Source organism: Phenylobacterium zucineum HLK1 (genome assembly GCF_000017265.1).
Lineage (GTDB): Bacteria > Pseudomonadota > Alphaproteobacteria > Caulobacterales > Caulobacteraceae > Phenylobacterium > Phenylobacterium zucineum.
This window is the reverse complement of record NC_011143.1, coordinates 35,699-57,430: the sequence shown is the minus strand read 5'-3', so window position 1 is coordinate 57,430 and position 21,732 is coordinate 35,699. Positions and strand designations below refer to the sequence as shown.

The following is a 21,732-nucleotide window of genomic DNA, read 5'->3' as shown; positions in this document are numbered from 1 at the left end:
TGATCACCAACTTTCGCGCTCCCGGAGCCGACCGACTTGATCTGCATCAAGAGCCGCCTGGTTTCCGCCGATCGCATCGCTTGCCCACGCCGGCCGTTGGGCTGGGAGCGGCGAGCCGACCGCCGAGGGCTCGGTCGTCTTGATGTTCGTCAACATGGCCTGCAGCGCATCCATCGACCCTCCATGCGAAGATCGGGTCAGCGCCTCCCGGCGCGGCCGTGCATCGCGGAGGCGCCTAGTTCCATGTTACAAGCACCGCAGGGCGACGATCGGGAGGCAGGAAGGTTGGCCGCGGCTTTCATGGCCGCCCCCCACCCCCTCGCATTGATCGAGACCGAGGCGGGCCGTTCGTCACTCCGCGTCTGCAACACCGCTTGGGAGCGCCTGACCGGATACGCTTCGGCCGACATCGCCGGGAAGGACCTGAGAGCGCTGGGTTTGGACCTGGCATGGCCCCATGTCGGGATCGCCGCGGCGGATCCTATCCACGCGCCGGCGACGCTGCGACTCGCCGACGACCGAATTCTCAGTTGCTGGATAACAGCGGCGCCTCTGCCGCAGGAGACGAAAGACTCATACGCCGTGGTCGCCGGATTCACGGCGGCCGCGGCCGAACGCGAGGTCCACATCCGGGCGGCGGGGCTTGCCCAAAGTCATCTGCTGGCGATGATCGGCCATGACCTGAGGCAGCCGCTGCAGACGATCGTCGCGGCTCTTCAACTGTTGGGGTCCGCGCCTCCCGCCAGGGCGCAACAGCTGCTGGGGTATGCGAATGCCGCCGCGACGCAGCTCGACCAGGACCTGGCGGCGGTCGCCTTCCTTTCGGCTCAGCAGCGGGGTTCGGCGCTCTTCCTGGAAGAGATCGCCCTGCAACCCCTGCTGGATGAGGTGATGGCGGCTTGGATCCCGCAAGCGGACCTCAAGTCAATCAAGCTCCGCACCGTATCGACGGAGGCGCGGGTCACAAGTCATCCGCAGCTGCTCCGCAGCATTGTCAGCAACCTGGTGGCGAACGCCGTCAAGCATACTGCGCGTGGGGGCGTGCTCATCGGCGTCCGGCGGCGCGGGGACGATCTGGCGATCTCAGTCTACGACACCGGGCCGGGCATCCTCCCGCCGATGCGCGCGCGGCTCTTCGAAGCGTTCGCACGCGGCGACGACGCTGCCGCCGGAGGCTTGGGTCTCGGCCTCTGGATCGTGGGCGAGTTGGCAGGAGTGCTCGGGTGCACCATCGGCGTCAACACCGCACTTGAGCGCGGAAGCTGTTTCAGTGTTCGCATGTCGGCCCACCGGCCACTTGCAGCCGCACTCGGATCTTCTGGTGCGCAGGCCGAAAGCGAGCGGCGGACTTGATCGCGATCAACTTCGAGCATTATCCCTGTGAGATAGGCTGGCCGGCCGCAAGGCCCCCTCCCCTATCTTCGGCTTCAACGTGAAAACCGAAGAGTACATCGACCTGTGCGGCCGGCGTCGTTGACCCCGCCAAGGTTGTCCGCACTGCGTTTCAGGATGCGGGGTCCGTCGCGGGACTGCTGATCATTGAGGCGGCGGTGGGCGGCATCGCGGATAAACGGAGGCCAGCGCCTCCGCCTTGGCCGACAAGCGTGCGACAGCGGCTCGGCGGGAAGCCTGACAATTTGCGCGGCCGCGCCGACGGGCCGCGCAACTCAGGTCAGCCGATGCAAGGCGTCGCTCAGCGGCCGCTCAGCGTCGAGATAGTCGGCCCAGGCTGCGGTGCTGACCAGCGCGGTCGCTGCGGTGCGCAGCGTCCAGGCCTGGGGTTCAAGGTCGGCTCGCACCTGGTTCCAAGCAAGAGGGAAGCTAACGGGCGCGAACGGCCGCGCACGCGGCGAAAGCGGCGCCACCGCGGTCGCCGCCCAATCATTGCGCAGATAATCAAGGAATATGCGTCCCTGGCGTTGGTCAAGGCTGGCGCTGAGCACGTAGGCTTGCGGCGCGTCGGCGGCGAGCGCTTGGCAGAGCCTGCGGGCAAAGCTCTTCGCCATCGCCCAGGTGGTCTTACCCTTCTCGTCCGCCAAGGGCGCGACCACGTGCAGACCCTGGCCGCCAGTGGTCTTGCAATACGGCACAAGGCCGGCGCCTTCCAACCTGTCCTTCACCGCCAGGGCCGCTTTGACGACGCTCTCGAATGGCAGGCCATCGCCCGGGTCAAGGTCGATCACGACGCGGCCGGGGACCTCAGGCTGAAATGGCCGGCAGTTCCAGGGATGGAACTCCACCGCCGCCAACTGCGCCGCGGCCGCGAGCGCGTCGAGGCGGTCAAGCTGAAAACAGGGGGGCCCGCCTCCGGTGACGGCGACCCGCGTTATCTGCGCTGGGGCGCCTCGACCCGGATGGCGCTGAAGGAACCGCGGCGGAGCGAGGACGCCGTTCGGCACGCGAACAAGGGCGCACGGCCGGCCCTGCACGTGGCGCAGCATCCAAGGTCCCACGGCCTCCAGGTAGCGGGCGAGGTCCAGTTTCGAAATTGGCTGTCCCCGGCCGTCGTCCGGCCACAGCGCCCTGTCCGGGTGGGTGATCGCCACGCCGAGCACCTGAGCCTGCGCAGCGCGCCCCGACGAACCGGCCCCGGCCGCGGCGCTCGCCGTCCGCTTGATCTCGTCGGCCATGCGCTCCGCGTTCCTGCAAGACCTTGTGACGCCGTCCCGGCGCGGCGCAGGGCGCTGACCCGCCGCAATTTCCTCAACGGTGCGCCCGGAGGCGACCGAGGTGGTCAGGGTCTGGAGCAGAGCCGCGCCCTCACCAGGCGCCGCCCAGGCGTCGCGGCGCTTGATCAGCAGCCAATCGCGCCCGCGCGCTCCGGAACGCCGCGTCATTTGCACCAGCGCCCACCCGCCTTTGAGCCGAACGCCGTCGAGGGTGAACCTCAACTTGCCGTGCTCCAGCATGATGCGGGGGTCGCCCTCGGGCCTCCAGTAGCCGCGATCCCATATCATCACGGCGCCAGCGCCATATTGTCCCTCCGGGATTTTGCCTTCAAAGTCGCCGTAGTCGAGGGGATGGTCCTCTGTCCTTACGGCCAACCTTCGCTCCGCGGGATCGAACGAGGGCCCCTTTGCGACGGCCCAAGAGAGAAGGACGCCGTCGAGCTCAAGCCGCAGATCATAGTGCAGTCGCCGCGCCGCATGCTTTTGGACGACGAACCGCAGCCGCTTTGCCGGTCGGACGGCGCCCTGGCCAGCTGGTTCCGGTGTCCTGGAAAAGTCTCGCTTGGCGCGGTAACTGTCGAGTCGCGTCTCGATCACGGCTTGCTTCACCTGCTTGGACTGTTCGGTTCGCCGGCGTTCTTGTCGTCAGGTGTCCCCTAGGCGTTCAGTAGGGCGCGGGAGGTGGGGCTCGCCGCCTCCGCGTATTCGCGCAGGATCGCGGGCCATGCGGAGGGTTGTGACAAGGGGTCTCCATCCTCGGCGATGGAATGAGCGCAGGCAGCTTGGTGCTGCAGCTCAACCTGCGTCAGTTTCGCGCTGCGCGGCCGAAACCAAATGGAGATGTTGCTGAGAGGGTGGCCATCGCTTCCTGTTCGCGTGAGGCCAAGGTGCGTTTCCGGGGTGAACGCGGCGACGGCGCCCCAAGGGATGCGCCGTCCGCTGACGGTCAACTCGAACCAGGAGCCGCCGAGACGTGGCTCCATCACGACCTTGGCGAGGGGGTCCTTCGACACGGTGTAGGCGAACGGCCACCATCCGCTCATCTCGTCCACGAACACGGAGAACGCATGAGCGGCCGGCGCGCGGACTTCGATCTCATGTTTCAAGTTCTCGCCCTCCATTTCAGGCGGCGCATTCGTACGCCTGACCGCGCCGCCACGCACCTTCGCGCGCGTGGTGCTGCTGTTGATCGGTGACAAAGCGCTGCACCTTCTCGAAAGCGCGCATTTCGATCTGCCGGATGCGCTCGCAGCTCACGCCATATTCCTGAGCCAGCTCGGCAAGCGGAGCGGGAGGGTCGCGCAGGCGTCGGGCGACGAAGATTCGATGCTCCCGCGACCCGAGCGGGCTGAGGGCCTGAGTGAGCAGACGCGTGCGGTAGTCTCGCTCGTCGGCTTCCGAAAGCGCGGTCTCCGGATCCTGAGCGTTCTCATCGGCAAGGCGCTCGAGGCGATCCGGCTCGCCTTCGTCGCCGTGGAGCGCGCTCAGCGACAGGTCGCGCCAGCCGAGGCGGGCCTCCATCCCGGTGATGTCTCCGGGCGGAACATGAAACAGCTCGGCCATCTTGGCGATGCTGTCGCCGGCGAGCAATTCGGACGGACACGCCTCGACGCGCGCGCGGGCCCGCCTGAAACCGAAGAATAAGCGCTTCTGAGTCGCGCTCGTGCCGAGCTTGACGATAGACCAGTGGCGCAGGATGTAGTCCTGCAAGGCGGCGCGAATCCACCAGGCGGCGTACGTGGACAGCCGGCAATCCCGCTCCAAGTCGAACTTGTAAATGGCATGCAGAAGCCCGACATTGGCCTCGGAGATCATGTCTTCGAGCGGTAACCCATAGCCGCGATAGCCGCAGGCGATCTTGGCTGCGAGGCGGAGGTGACTGGTCATCAACCGATGCGCCGCCGCCAAATCGACCTCGTCGCGCACGCGTCTGGCGAGCGCATATTCCTCATCGCGCGTCAGCACCGGATAGCGTCGCACGGCCGAGAGATACTGCCGCAGACTGGCGGCGTAGGGCGACGCGACCACGCCGCCGGCGAGGAATGGATAGGACACGGGACCCGATGCTCCTGATGGTGCTGCCGTGACCAGAGTGGTGGCTCCGCGCCGCCATGACTTGACCGTCATCAAGTGCCGCCCGCACCGCGCGCCAGCGCGAAGCTTCGGCAGTTCGCCGGCCGAGCGCCGCTGGTCCTGCGCCGCGCCGTGGCCCTTCGGCCGTGCGTGTTCTGCGCATTGCTCGCCAGGAGCCCGCGGACCTGACCCTGACGACGTCAGGCGGAATAGATGTCGCGCAGCAGGTGTTCGGGGGGTGGCTCTGGAGACGCCTTCGCGAAGGCGGAGGCATCCTCAATGCGCTGTTGGACCGTCTTGTCGATGTCGTCCAGCTCGGTGGCGAGGTCGGGATCGCGGGTCAACACGAGACGTTTCAGCTGCTGGATGGGATCGCGCCTGCGCCGGACCCGTTCCACCTCATCTCGCGGCCGATACCTCGCCGGGTCGCTCATCGAATGGCCGCGGTATCGATAGGTCTTCATTTCCAGGAGATAGGGGCCTTCCCCCGCCCGGACATGCCGTGCGGCCCGCGCCGTCGCCTCGCGGACCGCGACAACGTTCATTCCATCGACCGCCTCTCCGGGAATTCCGAACGAGAGACCGCGCCGATAGAAGCGGGGCTCGGAGGCGGACCTCTCCACCGCCGTCCCCATCGCGTAGCGATTGTTCTCGATGATGTAGAGCGCGGGCAATCGCCAGAGCGCGGCCATGTTGAAGCATTCATAAACCTGGCCTTGATTGGCGGCGCCCTCGCCAAAGACGACAAACGCCACCCTCCCATTGCTCCGGTAGCGGTTGGCGAAGGCCAAGCCGCTACCGAGACTGGCCGGGGCTCCGACGATGCCGTGGCCGCCGTAGAAATCCTGGTCGGGCGCGAAGATGTGCATCGATCCGCCCTTGCCCCGCGAGGCGCCGCCGATGCGTCCGGTCAGCTCCGCCATGACCGCTCGCGGCTCCATTCCGCACGCCAGCGCATAGCCGTGGTCGCGGTGGCTTGTGATCACCTGATCGCCTGGCGCACGGGCGCCGACCACGCCCACAGCGACCGCCTCCTGGCCGATGCTGAGGTGACAGAACCCGCCGATCAATCCCATGCCGTAGAGGCGCGCAGCCTCCTCCTCGAACCGCCGGATCAGCGCCATCTGCTGATAGTCGGCCAACAGCGTCGCGAGGGTCTGCGACATGACGTCCTCCCGGCGGAGTCGATCCCGGCCCTCATCCGTCGACCTGGCGGCGCCCGCAGACGCAGCCCTACTTCCTGCGCCACACGCCCGTGGCGTCACGATAGTAGTCACCGGGCCGCAGCTTCGTCTCGAACAGGGCCTTCGCGGCGGCGACGCCCGCGACCTCAGGGCTCACGCCATGACGACGCGCCGTCTCCGCGTACAGCCGAGCGCGCGCGGTGTTGATCTCCGCCACGGCGGCGGTGAGCCCGGGGTCGTCCTGGGGCGCCACGAAACCGAGGTAGCCGTCGGCCTGCTCGCCGACGGTCCCGGCGGTCTTGGCCGCTTCGACAAGCGCCTTGGACAACGAGGACTGCGCCAGGGCCGGCCGCACAGGCGTTCCCATCGCGGCCAGCAACAAGCTAGCAAGCGCTCGACGCGTCGGGTGGGATCGGAGCACAGCCGCGCCTCCGTCAGTGCGACAGGAGCAGCGGAATGGGCGAGTCGTCGAGCATGTCCCGGCTGACCCCGCCCAGAACGAACTCCCGTAGGCGCGAGTGGCCGTACAGTCCCATGACGATCAGGTCGGCCTGCACAACGTGCGCCGCGTGCTGCAGGATCACCTCGCTGGCATGCCGCCCGCCGGCGGGAAGCCGGATCACGTTTATCGCCGGGCAGCCGTGGCGTTGGAGGAACGCCTTCAGGACGCGTTCTCCGTCGCGGGCCGCCTCCGGGTGGTCGACGATCACGCCATCGACTTGCGCGGCGCGCTGCAGCAATGGCAGGGCGTCGCGCAAGGCGCGCGCGCTCTCGCGCGCGCCGTTCCAAGCAACGAGCACGCGGTGTCCGACACACGTCCCGGTCGCGGTCTCTGGCACCGCGATGATCGGCGCGCCGGCAGTAAGCGCCACGGCGTCCGCTGGGGCGAACACGCCATCGCGACTGGTCAGTGGAGGCCCCGCCATGAAGAGCAGATCCGCCTCCCGCGCCACTTCGGCCAACGCGGTAGGGGCGGAGCCGTCGACTTGGCGCCACTCGAACGACTTGCCCTGCGCCGCCGCCTCAAGGTTCGCCCGCGCCGCCGCCGAAGCTGTCTGCACCGCTTTGCGGTGAGATTCAGTCAAATCGGCGAGGGCGGCGGGGGCTGCAAGGTCCCCGCCCACGAAGAGCCAGGGCGGCGCCGGCTCCAGGAATACGCCACCAAGCGTGGCTTCGCACCGGTTCGCGAGATCGACCGCCATGGCGACGCGCCGCGCGTCCTCTGCCTTCCCGGCCGCCTGCACGACAATATGTTTGATGCTCATCGAACCCTCCTGGAGCGCCGCGGAATTTCTTCTCCATTGGCGATTCAACATGCCGCCCCATCGGCATGCCGACTTGACCGCGGTCAAGTCGCGCCCCTGGCGCCCGGGCGCGCATCCGTCGCCCGTCGGGGGTGACCAGGAGGGGCGTGGCGCACCCCGGAGCGGCCCCTCAGCCTTGGTCGTTCGCCCTCAGGATCGCCTGCTTCACCCTGTCCGGCTGCGCCTCGACGGCGCGCGCCAGCCGCCGAAGCTCGCGCCGCAGGCCATAGACCTGATCAACCAACGACAGAACGACGGGCAGCGCTTCGGTTCCGATATTGAGGTCCGCCTGCAAATGGTGGATCAGGTGAACCCGCGCGATGTCGATGTCGCTATACATCGCGCCTTGCTCCCCCCGCGCGGGAAGCACCCAGCCCGCCTGCACCCACGCGCGCAGCTTGCGGCGGCTTAGCCCGCGAACTTCTTGCAGGACCTCGGCCTCTTCCCTCATCACGCTGCTCCCATCGCTTGACGGGGATCATACCGGTGTTGCTCGCGCCAGCGGCGCATGAACGCCTCCAGCTCCGGGTCGATCCGCTCCGGCAGGACGATCTTGAGGTGCACCAGCTCGTCCCCCTTCGGCTTGCCCTGCACCCCCTTGCCGCGCAGGCGCAGGGTGCGACCAGTGTTGGCGCCTGCAGGCACTGTCATGGTGACCCGCCCGGTGGGCGTCGGCACCTCGATCTTACCGCCCAGGATCGCCTCATCGAGGGTAACCGGCAGATCAAGGTGAATGTCCCGGCCCTCGCGGCTGAAGAACGGGTGCGTTCCGATCTCGAGTTCGATGAGCGCATCTCCCGGCTCCCCGCCGTTGACGCCCGCAGCGCCCTTGCCCCGCAGCCGGAGCACCTGTCCGTCTTCCACTCCCGCGGGAATGTTGAGGTTCATGGACGCGCCGTCGGGAAGCGTCAGCGTGCGGCGCGCTCCGCGCACAGCATCAAGGAAGTCGATCCTGAGGTGGAATCTGAGGTCGGCGCCACGCATCCGGACTTCACGGAAGCGCTCCCCTCCCCGGCTGAAGAACTGTGCGAAGATGTCCTCGTCTGCGAAGTCCTGGAAACCGGTGCGACTGGCGTAGGGATGATCGGCGGCCGCATCAGCGTACTCCCGGTAGTAGCGGTGCCGAGGTCGCTCGGCCCCCTGCGCGTCGATTTCGCCGCGATCGAAGCGGCGCCGCTTCTCCTCGTCCCCTAGGAGATCGTAGGCGGCCGACACCTGCTTGAACTTCTCCTCGGCGGCCCGATCGCCCGGATTGAGGTCGGGATGGTGCTTCTTGGCCAGCCTTCGATAGGCTTTCTGTATGTCGTCCTGGGTCGCGTCGGAGCTCAGCCCCAGCACCTTGTAAGGGTCTTCGTTCAATTGGCCTCTCCTGAACGGCTCGCCTTAGCCCCCGCTCGCGGTCTTGGCGACGGCCCTGGTCGCGAACACGATCTGGAGATCATGCTGCCGCGGCCATTCTCGAACTTGATATCTGTCGACATCCGCATGGTCATAGGGTCGTCGTTCCCGCTCGAGCCTGCTCCATAGGCTCATTGAACCGCCGCCAAACCGAGGTGTCACGTTGAGAGAATGCGATCTGGCGAAGAGTGACTGTCGTGGCCACGGCGCGTGACAGGCCCGTCGACGGATCTTGGACCGGATCCGGGCCGCCGATCTTCATCCCCTTCCAGCATCCGCGGCTCGTCCGCGCGCCGCCGTCAGGTCCGGATTGGCTTCATGAGGTCAAGCTTGATGGCGACCGCTTCCAGGCCCGAGTCCTGCAGGGCGAGGTCCGGTGGCGTAGTCGAAACGGCGTCGACCGATCGGCTCTGCTTCCTGATCTCAGCGCGCGGCTCGCCGACTTGCCCGACTGCATCTTGGACGGCGAGCTCTGCGCGCTCGACCGAGCGGAACGGCCGAACTTCAGCCTCCTCCGGGCGCGACTAGGGGCGCGTCAGCGCCACGCGGCCCGCGATCCGCTGGTCTTCTTCGCCTTCGATTTGCTGCACCTGAACCGCGAGGCGCTGCTGCGGCGACCGCTCGCCGCCCGACACGAGGCGCTCGGGCGCCTCTTGCGGCGGGCGCCGCTTGATGGGCCGATCCGGTCGGCGGCCGCGATCACCGACCCGGATCCCCTCGGCTGGGCGAGGCGCGAGGGATTCGAAGGCGTGGTCTCCAAACGGCTCGATTCTCCCTACGCCCCGGGCGAACGGAACGACAGCTGGCGCAAGTCGAAGTGGCGCCCGTCCCAGGAGGTCGTGATCGGCGGCTGGGCCATGACCGGTTCGCGCAAGTTCCGATCCCTACTGGTCGGGGTCTATGACGACGGGGTCCTGCGCTATGTCGGACGCGTACACACCGGCTATCCGCGCCGGGTGATGCCCGAGCTGCTCGCGCGACTCCGCGCCGTGCGATCCGAGACCTGTCCGTTCGAGGCCGGCGATCCGCCGCGCAAGGATCCGGCCGTTCAGTGGACCCGGCCGGTACTGGTGGCGAACATCGACTTCGCCGAATGGACTGAGCATGGCCGCATTCGGCAGGCAAGCTTCAAGGGCTTGCGGTCGGGCAAGTCCCCGCAGGACGTGGTCGCAGAGATTTCCGAGAGCCCAGCAGAGTGAGTCCACACACGAGCGAGAGGGCGGTTCGCTCGGGCTGAGGCGCCTCGCCAGCAGCTGGGGGCCGGTGGGTGACGGACCATTGAGCATGGATGCGGCCCGCCCTAATTGCTCGTATGGCGGGTCCTCTCTGCAACATGCCGGACGAGTCGATTGCGCCCGCAGATCGACCTGAGGCCCTCCGGGGCGCCGTGTCGTTCTGCAGACCTCGACTTAAATGCAGGCCTGGAGGCCGACTTGCGAACGCTCAAGGATCTTAGCGCCGCCGGCAAGCGCATCATCGTCCGGGCGGACTACAACGTGCCGATGGAGGCCGGCAAGATCGCCGACGTGAGCCGGGTGAAGGCGAGTCTTCCGACGCTGCAGCGGTTGCTCGAGCAGGGCGCGAGCATCGTGCTCCTGAGCCATCTCGGACGTCCCAATGGCCGCTTCGAAGCGACGAGCAGTCTGGCCCCCGTGACGCCGGTGCTGGCGGCGCAGTTGCAGCGCCCCGTGACCTTTATCGGCGGGAGCGCCGAACGCACACCAGCTTCCGACGCCACGCTCAGGCAAGTCCTACCTTTGCCCCAAGGTTCAGTGGCGCTGCTGGACAATGTGAGATTCGAACCGGGTGAAGGGTCGAACGACGCGGCCCTGGCGCGGCGTTATGCCAGGCTGGGCGAAGCGTTCGTGCTCGACGCCTTTGCGTCCGCCCACCGTGACCACGCGTCGGTTACCGGGGCCACCAGGTTCCTACCGAGCTGCGCTGGCCTTTTGATGGAGAAGGAAGTCGCCAACCTCACCAGACTCATCCAGCGCCCAGCGAAGCCCTTTTGGGTTGTGCTCGGCGGCTCGAAGGCAGCCGATAAAATTGGCGCATTGGAGAGCTTGCTGCCGCGCGTGACCGGCATGCTGATCGGCGGCGCCTTGGCCTTTCCGTTCATCGAGGCTCAGGGCGGCCAGGTGGGGAACTCCCTGGTGGCTGCGGAAACCGCAGGTTTGGCCAAAAGCCTCTTGGGCATGGCCCACGATCGGGGCGTACAGCTCCTGCTCCCCGTCGATGTGGTGGCGGCCCCCAAGCCCGCGGTGGGCGCTGAGGCGAGAATCGTTCCAGCCAACCACATTCCGGCGGGCTGGAAGGGCCTGGACATCGGCCCCCAGACGCGCCAGCGCTTCGTCGAGGCGTTGCAGGGCGCCAGAACCGTATTCTGGAACGGGCCGATGGGGGCGGCGGAGATCGACGGCTTTCAGGGGGGGACGCAGGCGATTGGCCGCGCCATCGCCGGCCTCCCGGCCGCCTTCACAGTGCTTGGCGGGGGCGACACCGTCGCGGCCGCTCAGAGGCTGAGGCTTGGGGAGCGGTTCAGCCATGTCTCCACCGGTGGCGGAGCCTGCCTGACGTTCCTGGCGAAAGGCACTCTTCCAGGCATCGAGGCGCTGTCCTAGCGGCGACTTGACCTTTGCGCGGAGGCCCGTTGAGCGGAGGCCCGCCGCATCACCGCCGCGCGCCCCTCTTGTTCCATTGGGCGTTCGACCTAGATGGAGTTGGCTGGAGAACCACATCCTGGAGACGACCAGCCATGAGCGACTTCCAGCGCGCCCGCCACGCGACAATCCTGAGCACACGCGCCGACATGGCGATCGACGCCGGCCTGCGATCCTTCATGATCGGCGTCTACAATAAGGTGGCCCTGGGGCTCTTGGTCTCGGCCGCCCTCGCCTACCTCACCTCCAGCGTCCCCCCGGTCCGCGACCTGATGTTCGTGACAAGCGCCGATGGCCATCTGGCCGGCATGACGCCGATCGGCTGGATCGTGGCCATCGCACCGCTCGGGATCCTGCTGGTGTCCGGGTTTGCTATGCGCAATCCAACAAGCGGAGCCGCAAGCGCGCTCTACTGGACGATCGTGGCCCTGATCGGCGCGTCCCTGGGGGTCGTCGGACTTGTCTATACGGGGGCGTCCATCGTCTCGATGTTCCTGATCACGGCCACGGCTTTCGGCGCCCTCAGCCTCTTCGGCTACGTCACAAAGAAGGATCTGACCGGCTTCGGATCCTTTCTTATCGTCGGCGTGGTCGGGTTGGTGATCGCCTCTCTCGTCAATCTGTTCCTGAGGTCGGAGCTGATGCAGTTTATGATCAGCGTGATCGGCGTTTTCGTCTTCGCGGGCCTGATCGCTTACGACACCCAGCGCCTGAAGATCGCCTATTACGAACTCGGGGGAGCCGAAGCCGCCCGGAGTGTCGCCACCAGTTACGGTGCGCTCAACCTGTACATCAACTTCATCAACCTGTTTCAATTTCTGCTGTCGTTGTTCGGGCAACGACGGGACTAGGCAGGCGATCGCAGCCGCGCTCCGAACAAGGTGGGGGAAGTTTGGGTTGCGACAGGCGCGCCCTAGTTTTTGCTCGGGAGCCATACCGGTAGGGGATTGCAGCGCCGGGGCGAACGCCCGTTTCAAGGAGCAAGGAGACCGACGCCATGACCTCGACGACTCGACGGCTCGACGGACCAGCGCTCCTCGCCGCGATCGGCCTGATCTTTGCCGACGGCGCCGTCGCCGAAGCCCATCCGGCCGCCTCCGCCTCGGCGGCGCCTCCCCCCGCGTCCGCCCCGCCTACGGGCCACCATGCGCCGCCGCCCCCGGGCGCGGAGCGCAGGGGGCGGTCTACGACGATCAGGCCCAGTGGTATGATCGAGACTACGCCCAGCGATATGCGGAATGGGCCGCTCAAAACTGCATCGATCAACGCACCAATGCGCTGGCAGGCGCGGCTTGAAGGTGCCACCCTCCAAGCTGCTGGAGATTGACGGCCCGCTGTTCTGACGCCCGTCGTCGCCGGGATTGATTGGCGCGGGGAGCGGGGCGCCAGGGGCTTCGTCTCGATCGCCGAAAATTCTGCCTTGAAGGGCGCCGCTTGCGCCCTACGTCCTCTGTGGCCAGGCCACTCGCGGGCTCTGGCGCCGGAGGCGAGCCGACCCCGGCTCCTCCCGGATTCACACGATCAGGCAGGAAGTCGCCATGAGAATGAGCACCATCACGCCGATGTTCCCCTATCGGCTGACGCCGGGCGTCGAAGACGCGCTCAGTCTGTTCGACCGATCGGCGGCCGGCCCCGAACTGCAGACGGCCGGGCCACCCTACAATGTGGTGACCCTCGACAATGATCACTTCCGGATCGTCCTGGCGACACCCGGCTTCCGGGATGCGGACATCGAGATCACCTACGAACCCAACCGCCTGACGATCAGCGGCCAGCCTTCGAACACGACAGAGCCCGGACAGGTCGTCTATCGCGGCTTTGCGACCCAACCGTTCAGGCGGATCTTCGCCCTGGCTGATCACGTTCAGGTCCAAGGCGCCCGCCTTGCGGACGGGCTCCTGTCCATAGACCTGGTCCGCGAGATCCCGGAGGCCGCCCGGCCCAGGCGGATCCAGGTCGAGGGTCAGGTTTCGGCTGCCGATAGCGCTGCCGAGACGGCCCAGACCCCGGCGAACTGAACCGGCCCCAAACACCTTCCCGGGCGGCTTGGTCCTCTGCACCGGATCGCCCGATGATCAAAGGAGACAAGACATGAATGTTCGCGACTTGATCCCTTGGACCCGCGGCGGCCGACGCCCCGGCGAGAACGCGCTGACGACCGCCGAGCGCAACGATGACGGTCATCCTTTTCTCGTGCTGCATCGCGAGATGAATCGGCTTTTCGACGACGTGTTCCGTGATTTCGGGGCGCCGACGCTTGGCCGCCAGGCTTGGCCAAGCCTCGAAGTGTCGGAAGACGACAAGGCGATCCGTGTCTCCGCCGAGCTGCCCGGAATGGAGGAGGACGACGTGGATGTGGTCTTCGACGATGGCGTGCTGGTTCTGCGTGGAGAGAAGCGCAAGGACGTCGAAGACGACGACCGACGCTACAGCGAGCACTATTACGGCCGTTTCGAACGCGTGATCCCCGTGCCCGTGGCGATCGACGAGGATGCTATCAAGGCCAAGTTCAAAAAGGGCGTCCTCACCGTAACGCTCCCGAAAACCCGGGCCCAGCAGGACGGCGTTCGCCGGATCGCGATCGACAAGGGCTGAGGTGGGGTTCCCGAAGAGCTCCTGTCCGGCCCGGTCATCCGCGACGCCAGTAACTTGGCCGGTCACGCCCAGTGAAGCTGCCCGGGAACCTGTGTTCCCGGGCCAGACCAGAGGTCCAGACATGCCCCGGCACGACGATTTTCGGCAAGGCGAAACAGGGGTTCAATCCATCGCCGCGCGTCGTCACGCGGCAGCTCTGCCGGCTGACGCATTCGCGATCATCCAGCAGGACGAGCCCTCCGCCCCCGTCACCGGGGGACAGGGCAAGGCGAAGGCATGGACCCTGCGCTTCGCCGCACGATCCGCGCCCCGCGTGGAGCCCCTGATGGGTTGGCTGGAAAGCACCGACCCGCTGCAGCAGGTGAACCTGCGCTTCCCCACAGCGGAAGCCGCGATCGGCTACTGCCGCCGGCATGGCCTCGAATTCGAGGTCCACGCGGGCGAGGGCGCTGCGCCCTACGGGTCCGACACCGCGGCGGATCCGCCCCCAATGGGGGCCCCCAAGCGGCCGGAAAAGCCGCTCGATCCCCTCACGCCGGCGGAGGCCGAAGCCCTCTACCTCAGTCCCCAGGCGATCTACCGGACGCCGGCGGCGATTGTCGCCGACCCGTCGCTGACGACCGCGCAGAAGCGCAGAATCCTGCGCTCCTGGGAATGGGATGAATACCTGCTGGAGGTGGAGGCTACGGAAGCGCCGGTGCGCGAACATGTGTCCCGCCTCGACGAAGTGCGAACAGCACTCGCCGGCCTCGACGCAAGAACGCCGCCGCCCGCGCCCCTGTATCAATGGGAAGCTGCGCCAGCCGCCCGCGATGTGTCAACCGCCGTCCCGGTTCAAGCCGACTAGGAGCAGCCGCGATGCCCAAGCAGCCCCAAGCGACCCTCCTGGCCTCAGCGGCCCTCGCCCTCGCCCTCGCGACCGGCGGTCTCTCGCCCACCGTCTGCTTCGCCGCCGCACAGCCGGCGCGAAGCTTGCCGGTTCGGCCGCCGTCGAGCTTTGCAGACATCATCGCGCGCGTGGCGCCGGCTGTCGTCTCTATCGACGTCACCCGCAGCGCTCCGGCCAGTCCCTATCTGCCTGAAAGGTTTCCTGGCTTGCCGTTCTTTTTCGGGTTTCCGAGCGCGCCCGACGGCGACGAAGAGCCGCGAACACCACCCCTCGCTCGGGTGTCGGGCTCGGGCTTCTTTATCGCGCCGGACGGCTATATCGTCACCAACAATCACGTCGTCGAGAACGCCACCAAGGTGACCGTGCGAACGAATGACGGGCGCGAACTTGCGGCGCGTATCATCGGACGCGATCCACTAACCGACCTGGCGGTCCTGAAGGTGAGCGGTTCGCGCTTCGCCTTCGTGACCTTCGAGACGACCGCGCGGCCCAGGGTCGGCGATTGGGTCGGCGCCATGGGCAACCCCTTCGGCCTCGGCGGCACCGCTTCGGCGGGGATTGTCTCGGCTGACGGGCGGGACATCGGCGAGGCCTATGTCGACTACCTCCAGATCGACGCGCCGATCAATCGGGGTAACTCCGGCGGCCCCGCCTTCGACGTGCAGGGCCGGGTGGGTGATCCCTACCAATGAGGAGGCCGAAATGGCGCGCCAAGCCGCCGACCTGCTCTGGCCACCCCTGTCAGGCGAGCCCCAAGCGCCTGCGGCCGCGGAGCGGATCGACAGATTGCTGGATGAAGCGCTGGACGAGACATTCCCGGCCAGCGACCCGCCAACCCTCGTCCAGCCGCACGATCCGGACGGCCTCGAGCCGCCCAGCCGCGATCAAGGTCCAGCAGACACCGGCTAGGGCTTAGCCCCCTTCGGGAGCGCCGCCACCTCGGTTGGCGTCAATTTCCGAACGCTCTTCACCGGGCATTTCTGCGGCCCAATGGGCGACGGCGTCACGATCTCCGCGTCCAGACCCGAGCAGATCGTGGAGCCGCCGCGCGACACGAGAGCGATCTTCTGAGTCCAGTCCACATCCGGGCACGGTCCCATGAGCTCCAGTTGAAAATAGTCCTTAACCCCCACGCGCAGGTTCACAAGCCGGTCGCCCTGCGCGGCGAAACTATTGACCTGGTGGCTCCAGAAACACTGGCGAGCCGAGATCGGCTGCTGGGCGGCCGCCGATGTGACCGCTGCCACGCGCCCGACAACAGCAACGGCAAACGTTCTTACGACCATTAGCTTAGTCCTTGCGGCTGAGACAATCCGATGGGGAGATGGAGCGAGGTCGATGCCGAGTGGAACCTTTGACGCGCACCGGTGGCGACGGTTCCATGGTCACCGGGCGCTTGGCGCCTTCTGCCGCCAGCCGGCCTGCGGCCACCCGACGCTCAGCGCCCTGAAGCAAGCGCAGCGCCTGGTCGGGTGGAAGATTCATCACCATGGATACCGCCTTTAGACTGAACTGATGCTCGACGACCAAGACCAGGGCTTCGCGTTCCTGCCGGCTCAAGGCATAGGCGTCTGCTGCGTCCAGGTCCGCGGGCGTGACGTCATGCGCCGGGATCGTGTCCTCTCAACGCAGGAGGTCGTCCGGCTGGTACCACTCCCACAAAGCCTCGTCCGAGGCGTCCAGCGCCTGCGCCTCCTCCTCGACTGAAGCCTCGAGCGAAACGCCAGCCAGCTTCCGGGCCCGTCGTTCGGAGCGGACGATCGACTCAAGCACCTTGAACTCCAGGCCCAACAGCCAAGCTCGCACCCCTAGCCCAGCGGGTTTGCGCGCGCGATCACGCCAGCCTCGCGCCAGGGTCTCGCCCACCAGCTCGTCAGCTGTCAGGTACTGGGGTCGCAGATCGCCCGCCGCGCGGCGGTAGCGCAGTTCGCGAGCCGCGGCGGCCAGGAGCTCGGGCAGGTGCGGCTCGACAGCGCGCCGGTAGGCGTCCTTGTCGCCGGCCAACACCACGCGCCATGGCCCCGCCAGCGACGCGCCCGAACCCGTATCGGCGTCCGTCATGCAGCGCTCCCTTCCGGCGGGGGAAGGCTGAGCGGGCGTCTGAATTTGACGATATGCCGCTCGCCTGTACGCGTGTCGACAGCCAGGCTCTCCACCATGGCCCCTTCCCGCTGCGCGGTCAGTGCGGTCGGCGCCCGGATGATATGGTCGAGACCTTCGACGGCGACCTCCAGGATGTCGTCTTTCGGATCGTAAGCCACGCCGACCAGCGACACCCATTGCGCCTGAATCTGGTCGCCGAGCCCCAGGCTGGCCACCTCGATCTCGGCTTGAGCGCCTTCAAGTTGACGGGTGAGTTGATCGCAGAACGCCTGCCATTGGCTCCTGGCGATGGTATGGTCAGACCAGTTCATGTTCGGCACCTCCATGGCTGTGCGCGTCTCCAAACCTCATCCTTTTCAGTTCCTTGCCTTCCACGCCTGATCGCCCGCGCGACCATGTTTGGCGATGTCCGCGCGCAGGCTAGAGCGCCTGGGCTGCGAACGGCCAAGGATCGATCGTCAGTTCATTGCGGACCTCCGTGACACCGGGCGCCGACCAGGCTTGGCGTTCCGCCTCCTGCCGCTCCGCCCAAGAGCGGACATGACCCTTGAGAGTGACCTGGCTCCCATCGGCCTCGACGATCAGATGCTGGGCGTCGACCTCGGCGCTCCGCAAGAAGGCTTCCTGGATCTTTTTTTCAGGTCGATGGGCTGAACCTTGGGCTTGACAAGGATTGCATTGGCGACCGCGCGAACCCCTTTGATGTCGCGCACCGCGCGCTCAGCCCAATCCTTGAGGAACTTCCACTCCACATCGCCCTGCAGGCTGATGTCGCCGTTCTTGACCACAACCTTGATCCGCTCGGCGATGGTCGGCAAACTTCGCTTCAACGCTGCGACGGCGTCCCGGGCGATTTCGGGGTCAGGTCGTTGATCGACATCCGGCAGCCGAACGGCGATCTCATTGGCGATCGCCTGCACGCCCTTGATACGCTTGGCTGCGGCCTCCGCCGCATAATAATCGGCGTAGCTATTGACGAACCCCGCCAGGGTGACGACACCATCCTTGACGCTCACTGCGATATCGTCATCGACGAGACCCGGCTCCCACGCCAACTGGGCCTCGACATCGCGTCGGACCTCCGAATCTCCACGCATTGCCCTGTACTCCTTAGCCACACATCTCGCTGCAGGCCGGCGTTCGCTCTCGCCGCCCCTTCCCTGAAAACTAGAGCGGCCGCGCGTCTGGACAAGACAGCCGCACCCGCGGCGTGGCTGGCGCGGCTTGGCGGACCGAACTAAGGTGTGATGCAGCCAAGACACGGGAGGATGAGATGGCCGAGAGACGCCGTGTTGTCTGTCCCAACTGCGACAGCACCAATAGCGTGCCTGCCGACCGGCCGGCCGACGCGGCCAAGTGCGGGCGCTGTCACGCCAAGCTCTTCCCGCACGCCCCCATCGAACTGAGCGGCGATCGGGCGCGCAAACACCTTCAAAACTCCGATGTGCCGGTGATCGTAGACTTCTGGGCGCCCTGGTGCGGGCCCTGCCGGGCCATGGCGCCGATCTTCGAGCGGGCCGCCCAGGCGCTCGAGCCGCGGGCCCGGTTCGTGAAGATCAATGTCGACGAGAACCCGGACCTTGCCGCGCAATACGGCGTCCAGGGGATCCCTGCGCTGTTCGCTTTCCAGAAGGGTCAGGTGGCGGCGCGCCAATCCGGCGTGGCCGACCTGGGCGTCCTCCGCGGATGGGTGGAGCGCCTGGCGGCCTGATTGGCCGCGGGCGGCTTCCTACGGAAGGTTGAGCCCAGGGTAGTAGGGCCGCACCAGGATCGATTCGTGCTGCACATAGATGGTCGGCACATGATGCTGTTCGGCCAGCTCCTGCGCCGCGTGCAGCGCGGTCTCCAGGCTCGCGTACCCGGGCCCGCCCGGGGGCAGGCGCCGGCCGACCATCGGCTCCAGCGCTGGGCTGACGTCGATGAAATACTCGAAAACGCGCGGACGACTGAGCCGGGTCACCACCAGAAACTCGCCCGCCTGGGGCAAGGCGTCGCCCGCTTTCAGTTTGACGACCTCGGCCATCGTCCTTCGTCCTAGCTCGCCGCCCGGACCTGCGTCTGGCGCACGTCCCCACGCCGCGGATCCAACCCCGCTTCGATCGCATCCTCGATCCGCTCCAGCCAGATCAGTTCGAGCGTTTGGCGCGTCTCCTCCGGAATGTCGCGCTCGTCGGCCCGGTTGCGCGCCGGCAGCAGCACCCGCCGAACGCCTGCCGTCGCAGCGGCCACGACCTTCTCCTTGATGCCGCCGACCGGCAGCACCAGGCCCCGCAGGCTGATCTCGCCCGTCATCGCCGTGTCGCTGCGCACGGTTCGGTCGGTCAGCAGCGAGATCAGCGCCATGGTCATGGCGACGCCGGCGCTCGGCCCGTCCTTGGGCGTGGCGCCCGCCGGCACATGGATGTGGATGTCGCTCTCCTTGAAGAGCGACGGCGTGACGCCGAGCGCTTCAGCCCGGCTTTTCACCAGGCTGAGCGCGGTCTGGGCGCTCTCGCGCATGACCTCGCCGAGCTGGCCGGTCAGGATCAGGCGACCGTCGCCCGGGGTGCGGGTGGCCTCGATGAACAGGATCTCGCCGCCCACCGGGGTCCAGGCGAGGCCCGTGGCGACGCCGGGCACGCTGGTGCGCATCGCCACCTCGTTCTCCACCCGCGGCGGGCCCAGGATCGGTTCGAGATTGGTCGGGCCGATGCGGACCGGCTCAGTGTGGCCTTCCGCGAATCGAACCGCCACGTGGCGCAACAGCCGCCCGATCTCCCGCTCCAGGGACCGCACGCCGGCCTCGCGCGTATAGCGCGCGATCAGGGTCTCCAGCGCCGCGGGCTCGATCTGGACCTGTTCGGCGGTCAGGCCGTTGGCCTCCAGCTGACGGCGGACGAGGTAGCGCTCGGCGATCTGCCGCTTCTCACCGGCCGTGTAGCCCGAGAGCTGGATGACCTCCATGCGGTCGCGGAGCGGACCGGGGATGGTGTCCAGCATGTTGGCCGTGGCGATGAAGACGACGCGGCTGAGGTCGAACGGAACGGCCAGGTAGTTGTCGCGAAAGGCGACGTTCTGCTCCGGATCGAGCACCTCGAGCAGGGCCGCCGACGGATCACCGTGGATGCCGGCGCTCATCTTGTCAATCTCGTCCAGCATCATGACGCAGTCGCGCCGGCCGGCTTTCCGGATCGCCTGGATGATGTTGCCCGGCAGGGCGCCGACGTAGGTGCGCCGATGGCCGCGGATCTCGGACTCGTCGTGCACCCCGCCAAGACTGACCCGCACGAACGGCCGATGCATGGCGCGCGCGATGGATTGGCCGAGGGAGGTCTTGCCGACGCCGGGCGGGCCCACGAAGCACAGGATCGGCGCCTTGCCTTCTGGCGCCAGTCGCCGGACCGCCAGATGCTCGATGATCCGCTGCTTGATCTTCTCCAGCCCGAAGTGGTCCTCGTCCAGGATGCGGCGGGCCTCGGCGAGGTCGATGGGCGCGGCCTCAGGAACGCCCCAGGGCAGCTCCACCAGCCATTCGAGATAGGTGCGCACCATCCCGTACTCGGCCGCCGCTTCCGGGGTTCGGGCCAGCCGGCGCAGCTCCTTGCGCGCCTGCTGCACCACCTCCTCCGGCATGCCGGCGTTCTCGATGGCCGCCTCGAGCTCGACCAGCTCCTCGCGTTCGCCTTCGCCGAGCTCTCGCTGGATCGCGGCCATCTGCTCGCGCAGCAGCGTCTCGCGCTGGCGCTCCCCGAGGGACTGGCGCGTACGTTGGGCGATCTCGCTGGTCAGCCGCAGGACCTCGAGCCGTTGCGCGAGGAAGGCCGAGACTTTGTCGAGCCGCGCCTCAAGATCGATCGTCTCGAGGATCTGCTGCTTTTCCGGCGGCTGCAGGTCGAGGTAGGCGGCGACGAGGTCTGCAAGCGCCGCCGGCGAGCTGGCGCCTTCCACCGCCGCCACCAGCTCACCGGGCGGGGACTGCGGGAGCAGCTGCAGCGCCTCCAGCGCCTGGCTTCGCAGATGCAGGAAGCGCGCTTCGATCGCCGCGCCCTCGGCCTCCGGTTCAGGAATGCGGCGGCCGCGGGCGACGAGGAAGGGGAAGCCCTCCACCCATTCGTCGATCTCGAAACGCTCGACGCCCTGGCAGGCCACGTGCGGCGCCCCGTCGGGTCCTGTGACGTAGCGCAGGACGTTCGCCAAGGTCCCCATGCGATGCAGCGACTGTGGCCCTGGATCGGGCGCCTGGACGTCCTGCTGGAGGACGAGCACGAGGGGATGCTGTTCGCGCAGCGCCTGCTGGGCGGCCGCGACCGCGCTCGGGCGGTCGAGCACGATCGGAAACACGACGCCCGGGAAGATGACGTTGGAGACCGGAACGACGACAACCGCATCGTCCGGCAGGGTTCGCGCGCCGTTGGCGGACTGCTCGCCGTTCATCGGTTCTGCCCCGCCTTGCGCAAGGTAACCGTCAGGCACCCATGCTCCGCCTGCCAGTCGATCCGGCCGTAGTGTCCCGCCGGAAGCGGGACCCGGCGGGCGAACTGGCCCTGCGGCAGCTCCATGTGATGGATCACCGCCCGACGCATGCACGGAGAGGGGTCGCGGCGCCCCGTGATCACCAGAGCGTCCCCGTCGATGAAGACCTGCACGCCGCTAGGATCGACCCCGGGCAGGGCGGCGATGATCTGCACGTCGCCGGCCGTCTCCAAGAGGTCGATGGGCGGCTCCCAATAGGTGGTATGTGCGCTCGCCCCCGGCCGGAACACCTGTCGGTGCAGCCGGTCGGCGCGCGCCAGCATCTGCACGGCTTCGGACCACATCCAATCGCGCGCGTTTCGGTTCGCCATTCCCCTGCTCCGTGGCGCATGAACGCCGTGCGCG

At 67.3% G+C, this 21,732-nt stretch carries 27 protein-coding genes and 1 pseudogene; 11 read left to right on the top strand and 17 right to left on the bottom strand.

Features of this window, described 5'->3' with window-relative positions; genetic code table 11:
• Positions 1-3: 3 nt before the first annotated feature.
• Positions 4-174 (bottom strand): hypothetical protein, encoded by a 171-nt coding sequence (locus tag PHZ_RS23285; protein WP_187149133.1) that lies wholly within the window; start codon positions 172-174, stop codon positions 4-6.
• A 150-nt stretch (positions 175-324) separates the two neighbouring features.
• Between PHZ_RS23285 and PHZ_RS19835 the strand changes: the two genes are divergently transcribed.
• Entirely contained in the window at positions 325-1,353 is a 1,029-nt protein-coding gene (locus PHZ_RS19835; RefSeq protein ID WP_187149132.1) for a sensor histidine kinase, read from the top strand.
• A 67-nt stretch (positions 1,354-1,420) separates the two neighbouring features.
• Positions 1,421-1,589 (top strand): annotated as a pseudogene (groEL, locus tag PHZ_RS23680) (chaperonin GroEL); the annotation flags it as partial.
• Between the two features lie 78 nt (positions 1,590-1,667).
• Here the strand turns inward: groEL and ligD (PHZ_RS19830) are convergent.
• The 8 genes from ligD (PHZ_RS19830) to PHZ_RS19795 form a co-directional block, all read right to left on the bottom strand.
• Positions 1,668-3,278: a non-homologous end-joining DNA ligase gene (gene ligD / locus PHZ_RS19830; RefSeq protein WP_012520294.1), complete on the bottom strand. Its 1,611-nt coding sequence runs from the start codon at positions 3,276-3,278 to the stop codon at positions 1,668-1,670.
• Between the two features lie 47 nt (positions 3,279-3,325).
• Positions 3,326-3,775, bottom strand: a complete 450-nt coding sequence (locus tag PHZ_RS19825; RefSeq protein WP_148217016.1) for an SRPBCC family protein — start codon at positions 3,773-3,775, stop codon at positions 3,326-3,328.
• Positions 3,776-3,791: 16 nt separating this feature from the next.
• On the bottom strand, positions 3,792-4,724 hold the full coding sequence (locus PHZ_RS19820) for an RNA polymerase factor sigma-32 (protein WP_012520292.1): 933 nt from the start codon (positions 4,722-4,724) through the stop codon (positions 3,792-3,794).
• A 218-nt stretch (positions 4,725-4,942) separates the two neighbouring features.
• The gene (gene pdhA / locus PHZ_RS19815; protein ID WP_041374474.1) at positions 4,943-5,908 is read right to left on the bottom strand and encodes a pyruvate dehydrogenase (acetyl-transferring) E1 component subunit alpha; all 966 of its coding nucleotides are present in this window, start codon (positions 5,906-5,908) and stop codon (positions 4,943-4,945) included.
• Between the two features lie 67 nt (positions 5,909-5,975).
• Positions 5,976-6,347, bottom strand: coding sequence for a YdbL family protein (locus PHZ_RS19810; protein ID WP_012520290.1), 372 nt, complete (start codon positions 6,345-6,347; stop codon positions 5,976-5,978).
• A gap of 13 nt (positions 6,348-6,360) precedes the next feature.
• On the bottom strand, positions 6,361-7,191 hold the full coding sequence (locus PHZ_RS19805) for a universal stress protein (RefSeq protein WP_012520289.1): 831 nt from the start codon (positions 7,189-7,191) through the stop codon (positions 6,361-6,363).
• Positions 7,192-7,360: 169 nt separating this feature from the next.
• Entirely contained in the window at positions 7,361-7,681 is a 321-nt protein-coding gene (locus PHZ_RS19800; protein ID WP_012520288.1) for a chaperone modulator CbpM, read from the bottom strand.
• Positions 7,681-8,589 (bottom strand): DnaJ C-terminal domain-containing protein, encoded by a 909-nt coding sequence (locus PHZ_RS19795; protein ID WP_041374473.1) that lies wholly within the window; start codon positions 8,587-8,589, stop codon positions 7,681-7,683. Before PHZ_RS19795 ends, PHZ_RS19800 begins: the two co-directional genes overlap by 1 nt.
• A gap of 236 nt (positions 8,590-8,825) precedes the next feature.
• Between PHZ_RS19795 and ligD (PHZ_RS19790) the strand changes: the two genes are divergently transcribed.
• The 8 genes from ligD (PHZ_RS19790) to PHZ_RS19755 all read left to right on the top strand — a co-directional run bounded on the left by ligD (PHZ_RS19790) (position 8,826) and on the right by PHZ_RS19755 (position 15,681).
• Positions 8,826-9,827, top strand: coding sequence for a non-homologous end-joining DNA ligase (ligD, locus tag PHZ_RS19790; RefSeq protein ID WP_236611941.1), 1,002 nt, complete (start codon positions 8,826-8,828; stop codon positions 9,825-9,827).
• A 234-nt stretch (positions 9,828-10,061) separates the two neighbouring features.
• Positions 10,062-11,249 carry a phosphoglycerate kinase gene (locus PHZ_RS19785; RefSeq protein ID WP_012520285.1) on the top strand — a complete coding sequence of 396 codons (1,188 nt, stop codon included), beginning with the start codon at positions 10,062-10,064 and terminating at the stop codon, positions 11,247-11,249.
• A gap of 134 nt (positions 11,250-11,383) precedes the next feature.
• The gene (locus tag PHZ_RS19780) at positions 11,384-12,139 is read left to right on the top strand and encodes a Bax inhibitor-1/YccA family protein (RefSeq protein WP_012520284.1); all 756 of its coding nucleotides are present in this window, start codon (positions 11,384-11,386) and stop codon (positions 12,137-12,139) included.
• Positions 12,140-12,832: 693 nt separating this feature from the next.
• A complete protein-coding gene (locus PHZ_RS19775; RefSeq protein ID WP_012520283.1) occupies positions 12,833-13,306 on the top strand; it encodes an Hsp20 family protein in 474 nt (157 codons plus the stop codon).
• 73 nt (positions 13,307-13,379) lie between these two features.
• Positions 13,380-13,883, top strand: coding sequence for an Hsp20/alpha crystallin family protein (locus PHZ_RS19770; RefSeq protein ID WP_012520282.1), 504 nt, complete (start codon positions 13,380-13,382; stop codon positions 13,881-13,883).
• A 121-nt stretch (positions 13,884-14,004) separates the two neighbouring features.
• A complete protein-coding gene (locus tag PHZ_RS21955; protein ID WP_049758473.1) occupies positions 14,005-14,730 on the top strand; it encodes an NADH dehydrogenase ubiquinone Fe-S protein 4 in 726 nt (241 codons plus the stop codon).
• 11 nt (positions 14,731-14,741) lie between these two features.
• On the top strand, positions 14,742-15,464 hold the full coding sequence (locus tag PHZ_RS19760) for a S1C family serine protease (protein WP_012520280.1): 723 nt from the start codon (positions 14,742-14,744) through the stop codon (positions 15,462-15,464).
• Positions 15,465-15,474: 10 nt separating this feature from the next.
• A complete protein-coding gene (locus tag PHZ_RS19755; RefSeq protein WP_041374471.1) occupies positions 15,475-15,681 on the top strand; it encodes a hypothetical protein in 207 nt (68 codons plus the stop codon).
• Here the strand turns inward: PHZ_RS19755 and PHZ_RS19750 are convergent.
• The 5 genes from PHZ_RS19750 to PHZ_RS19735 form a co-directional block, all read right to left on the bottom strand.
• Positions 15,678-16,058 carry a DUF6491 family protein gene (locus tag PHZ_RS19750; RefSeq protein WP_049758471.1) on the bottom strand — a complete coding sequence of 127 codons (381 nt, stop codon included), beginning with the start codon at positions 16,056-16,058 and terminating at the stop codon, positions 15,678-15,680. The genes PHZ_RS19755 and PHZ_RS19750 overlap by 4 nt on opposite strands.
• Positions 16,059-16,395: 337 nt before the next feature.
• Positions 16,396-16,833, bottom strand: a complete 438-nt coding sequence (locus PHZ_RS19745) for a sigma-70 family RNA polymerase sigma factor family protein (protein WP_041374470.1) — start codon at positions 16,831-16,833, stop codon at positions 16,396-16,398.
• Positions 16,830-17,201: a DUF5335 domain-containing protein gene (locus PHZ_RS19740; protein WP_231732259.1), complete on the bottom strand. Its 372-nt coding sequence runs from the start codon at positions 17,199-17,201 to the stop codon at positions 16,830-16,832. The genes PHZ_RS19745 and PHZ_RS19740 overlap by 4 nt, the downstream gene beginning before the upstream one ends.
• A gap of 94 nt (positions 17,202-17,295) precedes the next feature.
• Positions 17,296-17,490, bottom strand: a complete 195-nt coding sequence (locus tag PHZ_RS23860; protein ID WP_407946776.1) for a BON domain-containing protein — start codon at positions 17,488-17,490, stop codon at positions 17,296-17,298.
• Positions 17,457-17,972: a BON domain-containing protein gene (locus PHZ_RS19735; protein WP_012520278.1), complete on the bottom strand. Its 516-nt coding sequence runs from the start codon at positions 17,970-17,972 to the stop codon at positions 17,457-17,459. Before PHZ_RS19735 ends, PHZ_RS23860 begins: the two co-directional genes overlap by 34 nt.
• Before the next feature lie 176 nt (positions 17,973-18,148).
• Here PHZ_RS19735 and trxC point away from each other — a divergent pair, with 176 nt between their 5' ends.
• Positions 18,149-18,586, top strand: a complete 438-nt coding sequence (gene trxC, locus PHZ_RS19730) for a thioredoxin TrxC (RefSeq protein ID WP_012520277.1) — start codon at positions 18,149-18,151, stop codon at positions 18,584-18,586.
• Between the two features lie 18 nt (positions 18,587-18,604).
• Here trxC and PHZ_RS19725 read toward each other — a convergent pair whose 3' ends face one another.
• From PHZ_RS19725 to PHZ_RS19715, 3 genes are read right to left on the bottom strand one after another with little or no spacing between them, the layout of a single operon-like run.
• Positions 18,605-18,898: a hypothetical protein gene (locus PHZ_RS19725; RefSeq protein ID WP_041374469.1), complete on the bottom strand. Its 294-nt coding sequence runs from the start codon at positions 18,896-18,898 to the stop codon at positions 18,605-18,607.
• An 11-nt stretch (positions 18,899-18,909) separates the two neighbouring features.
• Positions 18,910-21,288: an endopeptidase La gene (gene lon / locus PHZ_RS19720; RefSeq protein ID WP_012520276.1), complete on the bottom strand. Its 2,379-nt coding sequence runs from the start codon at positions 21,286-21,288 to the stop codon at positions 18,910-18,912.
• Positions 21,285-21,698, bottom strand: coding sequence for an Hsp20/alpha crystallin family protein (locus PHZ_RS19715; protein ID WP_012520275.1), 414 nt, complete (start codon positions 21,696-21,698; stop codon positions 21,285-21,287). Before PHZ_RS19715 ends, lon begins: the two co-directional genes overlap by 4 nt.
• Between the last annotated feature and the right edge of the window lie 34 nt (positions 21,699-21,732).